Consider the following 5,361-nt stretch of genomic DNA (forward strand, 5'->3'; position numbering starts at 1 on the left):
GCCCGGCCGGCAAGCAGGCCGCGGGCGGCCCCGTCGAGCTGAGCTGGCTGGAGGACGGCGGGCTCGGCGCGGCGCCGGGTTCGACGCTCGGCGTGCCGTGGCCGAAGGGCGCGTACGCCAAGGACCAGACGTTCACGCTCACCGACGACGGCGGCGCGTCCGTCCCCGTCCAGACCTGGCCGCTGGCGTACTGGCCGGACGGCTCGCTGAAGTGGACCGCGCACGCGATCGGACCGCAGTCCGCCGCCGAGAAGTACACCCTGAAGGCCGGTACCCCCGCAGCGCCCGCCAAGAAGGTCACCGTCGACCGCAAGGGCGGCACCGTCGAGGTCGCGACCGGCGTCCTCACCGCCCGGATCGGCACGAGCGGCGCCACGCTCGTGAAGTCCGTCCGCCGGGGCGCCACCGAGATCGCCAAGGACGGCCGGCTGGTGCTGCTGCGCCAGGGCGAGCTCGAGGACGGCGACCAGGGCACCCAGAAGTACGAGCGCTTCGAGAGCGCCATCGGCGAGGTGACGGTCGAACAGGACGGGCTGGTCCGGGCGGTCGTCCGCATCGACGGCACGCACCGCCGCGGCCACCGCTCCTGGCTGCCCTTCTCCATCCGCCTGTACTTCTACGCGGGCGCCGACTCCTTCCGCATGGTGCACACGATCACGTACGACGGGACCCAGGAGCCCGGCAAGGCGAGCGGGGACTTCATCCGCGGGCTGGGCGTGCGCTTCACCGTGCCGATGCGCGACGAGACGTACGACCGGCACATCCGCATCGGCGGCGACGGCACCGGACTGCTGCGCGAGGCGGTCAAGGGCGTCACAGGGCTGCGCCGCGACCCGGGGGCCGCCGTGCAGGCCGCCCAGTTCGAGGGGAAGAAGCTGCCAGACCCGGCCACCTGGGACCAGCGGGTGACCAGCCGGCTGCAGCTCATCCCCGAGTGGGGCGACTACACGCTCTCGCAGCTCTCCGCCGACGGGTTCACGGTGCGCAAGCGCACCAAGAAGGGCCACGGCTGGATCGCGGCGGGCGGCGGCCGCCGCGCCTCCGGCTTCGGTTACGTCGGCGGCGCGAGCGGCGGGCTCGGCTTCGGGCTGCGCGACTTCTGGGAGAAGCACCCGGCCGGGCTCGACATCCGGGGTGCTCAGACCGACGAGGCCGAGGTGACCCTCTGGCTCTGGTCGCCCGAGGCCCAGCCCATGGACCTGCGCTTCTACCACGACGGCATGGGCCAGGACACGTACGAGAAGCAGCTGAACGGGCTGGAGATCACCTACGAGGACTACGAGCCGGAGTTCGGCACCCCGTACGGCATCGCCCGCACCAGCGAACTCCTCTTCTGGGCCCACGACGCCACGCCCGCCGCCGACGCGCTGGCCCGCCAGGTGGAAACGGTCCGCCGGCTGCCCCAACTGGCTGCGCCGCCACGCCAGTTCATCACCGCCGGCGTCTTCGGTCCCGGCCTCTACTCCGAGCCCGACCGCACCACGCCTGCCAAGGCGAAGATCGAGGACCATCTCGACTTCCTCTTCACCTATTACAAGGACCAGGTGGAGATGCGGCGCTGGTACGGCTTCTGGGACTACGGCGACGTGATGCACTCCTACGACCCGGCCCGCCACCAGTGGCGCTACGACGTGGGCGGCTACGCCTGGGACAACTCCGAACTCTCGCCCGACCTCTGGCTCTGGTACGCCTATCTGCGCTCGGGCCGCGCGGACATCTTCCGCTTCGCCGAGGCCATGACCCGGCACACCGGCGAGGTCGACGTCTACCACCTCGGCAAATGGGCCGGGCTCGGCACCCGGCACGGCGTCCAGCACTACGCCGACAGCGCCAAGCAGCAGCGCATCGCCAACACCACCTACCGCCGCTTCTACTACTTCCTCACCGCCGACGAGCGGGTCGGCGACCTGATGCACGCCAACGTCGACTCCGACGAGACGTTCCTCGTCCTCGATCCGCAGCGCAAGGTACGCCCCGACCCCGACTACAAGCCCGACCGGCACGCCCTCTCCATCGGTTTCGGCACCGACTGGTCGGGCCTGGTCTCGGCCTGGTTGACCGAGTGGGAGCGCCGCGGCCCCAAGTGGGAGAAGGCCAAGGCCCGGGTGCTGTCCACCATGGAGACCATCGCGGCGCAGCCCAACGGCTTCGTGCAGGGCAGCGGCCTGTACGACCTGGACACGGGGAAGTTCGCCGTCGCCGAGAAGCCGGCCGTCAGCGTCTCCCACCTCTCCGCGGTCTTCGGCCTCAACGAACTGTGCGCCGAGCTGATCGACCTGGTCGACAACGAGAAGTTCGAGAAGGCGTACCTCGACTACTGCCGCTACTTCAACGCCACCAAGGCCGAGCAGAAGGCCCGTTACGGTGCCGACTTCGGCAGCCTGATCCTCTTCCAGGGCCACTCGCGCCTCGACGCCTACGCCGCGCACCGCACGGACGACGACAAGCTCGCCCGGCGCGCGTGGGACAAGTTCTACCACTCCGACGGCTACCAGGAATCCGCGCCCTGGAAGACGGAAAAGGTCACCGGGCCGGTCACCCTCGTCCCCGGCAGCGAGGCCAACTGGGTCTACACGAACGACACAGCGCTGTACGGCCTCGCCGCCATCGAAAACCTGGCACTGCTGGGTGACCGGATGCCCGGCTGAGGTCAGGGGGTCTGAATCAGCGGGCGCGGCGGCGTCGCCATGCCGCCGCCCAAGAAGAAGCTGGGGTGGGGCGGTTGGTTGTAACCGGAGTTCTGCCAGGCCAGGCCGGTGCGGTACATGGTGTCGTGGAGCAGCGTGGTGATCTTCGTGCCGGTCTCGTGGGGCGTGGCGTAGATCCGCAGGTTGCGGTTGTCGGAGGTGCGCCAGACGACCTCCTCGCGCCAGTCGCCGAGGAGGTCGCCGGAGAGCACCGGCGTCGCCTTGGTGCCGTTGTTCGAGGACACCGACGCACCGGTCAGCAGGCGCGTGTCGCCGTCCGTTCCGTACTTGTCGATGTGCGTGCCGTCGAGGAGTTCGCGGGTGGTGTCACCGTCCCACCAGCTGAGGAAGTTGGCCGAGGACGGCTCGCGGCCCTTGGCGGCGCCCGCCTCGTCGCGTACCTGGGTGTCGGAGGCCGACCACATCTCGGCGCCCGCGTTGCCGGACCAGATGTCGCCGGCCACGCCGCGCCCGTTGTCGCAGCACGCGGCGAGCTTCCACCGGACCGCGCCGCTCTTCGGGTCGAGGTACAGCTCGGCGGGCTGACCGCTGGACTCGGAGACCTTGAAGTACTCCAGGCCCGGCGTGCCCGGGTCGAGGTCGCCGAGGTGCTGGGCGTCTCCGTGCCCGGTCTTCGCGGTCCACAGGCCGCTGCCGTTGTCGTCCACCGCCATCGCGCCGTAGACGACCTCGTCCTTGCCGTCGCCGTCCACGTCACCGACGGAGAGACTGTGCGAGCCCTGGCCGTCGTAGCCCTTGCCCTTGTTGGTGGAGGAGTCGGTGTCGAAGGTCCAGCGGCGGGTGAAGGCGCCGTCGCGCCAGTCCCAGGCGGCGATCACACTGCGGGTGTAGTAGCCGCGCGCCATGATCAGCGAGGGCCGGGAGCCGTCCAGGTACGCCGTTCCGGCGAGGAAGCGGTCCACGCGGTTGCCGTAACTGTCGCCCCAGGACGCCACGTTGCCGCGCGCGGGCACGTAGTCGGTCGTGCCCATCGCGGCGCCCGTGCGGCCGTTGAACATGGTCAGGTACTCGGGCCCGGACAACACGTATCCACTGCCGTTGCGGTGGTCGGCGGAGGCCGTGCCGATCGTCTTTCCCTGACCGTCGACCGTGCCGTCCGCGGTCTTCATGGCGACCTCGGCCTTGCCGTCGCCGTCGTAGTCGTAGACCTGGAACTGGGTGTAGTGCGCGCCCGAGCGGATGTTGCGGCCGAGGTCGATGCGCCAGAGCCGGGTGCCGTCGAGCTTGATGCCGTCGACGATCGTGTTGCCGGTGTAGCCGGACTGGGAGTTGTCCTTGGCGTTCGTCGGCTGCCACTTCAGGACGAAGTCCAGCGCGCCGTCACCGTCGAGGTCGCCCACCGACGCGTCGTTGGCCTCGTAGGTGTACGCCACGCCGTCCGGGGTCGTGCCGCCCGCCGGGGGTGTGATCGGCACGTCCTTGTACCCGGCGCGGAACTGCACGGCATGCACGGAGTCGCCCTGCTCCTTGCCGTCGACGACCGCGCGGACGGTGTAGTCGGCCTGTTCGGGGGCGCCGGCGTGGAAATAGTTCGTGGAGTCGGTGACGGGGGTGGAGTTGACCTTCGTACCGGACCGGTAGACGTTGAAGGAGACGGCGTCCGGGTCGGTGCCCAGCCACCGCCAGCTGATCAGGTTGCCACTGCTCGTGTGGACGCTGACCACGCCGCGGTCCAGCTTCTCCGCCTGGCGGGCGGTGGCGGCGGCCGAGGTGCCCGGCAGCGCGGCGAGCCCCGCCGCGGCGAGCGCGCCGGTCACGGCGGCGGTGACCAGGGCGCGGCGGAGTCTGCGCCGGCGGGGGACGGTGTGCGGATGCTGCATGGTGCCTCCTGCGGTACGGGGGTTGTCCGTTGCACCGAGGTGGGCGCCGGGCCCCCAAGGGTTGCCGCCGCTTGTCAGGCCATCGCGGCGCCCCTAGCCTGTGTTCGAATTTCCGATGGGTGGCCGAAATGCCGAACGCAACGCAGGGGTGGGTGACCGGATCCGTGGACGGACCAGCGGTCGAATGCGCCGACGCCGCCGCGGAGTTCCGCGCGTTCTTCGAGCGCCACCACGCCGAACTCGCCCGGCTCGCACGGCTGTTGACCGGGGACGCCGAAGGGGCCGACGACCTGGCGGCCGACGCGCTGGTCGCCCTCTGGCGCCGCTGGGACCGCGTCCGGGCGGCCGACCACCCGGCCGCGTACGCCCGGGGCGTCGTGGCCAATCTGGCCCGCAGCCACATCCGCAGCGCGATCCGCGAGCGCCGCCGCATCACCCTGTTCTGGGCCCAGTGCTCCGAGCACGCCGAAGCGCCGGACGTGCCCGCCGTGGTCGATGTCCAGCAGGCGCTGCGCACGCTGCCGTTCCGCAAGCGGGCCTGCGTCGTGCTGCGGCACGCCTTCGATCTGTCCGAGCGGGAGACCGCGCTCGCCCTCGGCATTTCGGTCGGTACGGTGAAGAGTCAGACGTCCAAGGGGATGGCGCAGCTGGAACGGCTGCTGGGCCCCCGTACCACTACGGAACTGATCGGCGGGCGTGCGTGAACGACGACCTGCGCCGGCGGCTGCGGGAGGCCGCCGCGGCGCACCGGCCGGACCGGGAGCGGATGCTCGCCCGGGTCGAGCGCGGCATGGCGGCGACCGGGACGCCGGACCCGCGGCGGTCCGGCGGGG

3 protein-coding genes are annotated in these 5,361 nt (G+C 71.0%); 2 read left to right on the forward strand and 1 reads right to left on the reverse strand.

Annotated elements, in window-relative coordinates:
• Positions 1-2,648, forward strand: a 2,648-nt coding sequence (locus ABT381_RS34875) for an exo-rhamnogalacturonan lyase family protein (protein WP_502965740.1), incomplete at its 5' end; no start/stop codon positions are given.
• A gap of 2 nt (positions 2,649-2,650) precedes the next feature.
• On the opposite strand, the gene ABT381_RS34880 is transcribed toward ABT381_RS34875, so the two are convergent.
• Positions 2,651-4,528 (reverse strand): rhamnogalacturonan lyase, encoded by a 1,878-nt coding sequence (locus ABT381_RS34880; protein WP_351601843.1) that lies wholly within the window; start codon positions 4,526-4,528, stop codon positions 2,651-2,653.
• Positions 4,529-4,692: 164 nt separating this feature from the next.
• Here ABT381_RS34880 and ABT381_RS34885 point away from each other — a divergent pair, with 164 nt between their 5' ends.
• The gene (locus ABT381_RS34885; protein WP_351601846.1) at positions 4,693-5,232 is read left to right on the forward strand and encodes a SigE family RNA polymerase sigma factor; all 540 of its coding nucleotides are present in this window, start codon (positions 4,693-4,695) and stop codon (positions 5,230-5,232) included.
• Positions 5,233-5,361 lie beyond the last annotated feature (129 nt).

Origin of the sequence: Streptomyces sp. NPDC000151, assembly GCF_040301705.1 — a bacterium.
GTDB lineage: Bacteria > Actinomycetota > Actinomycetes > Streptomycetales > Streptomycetaceae > Streptomyces.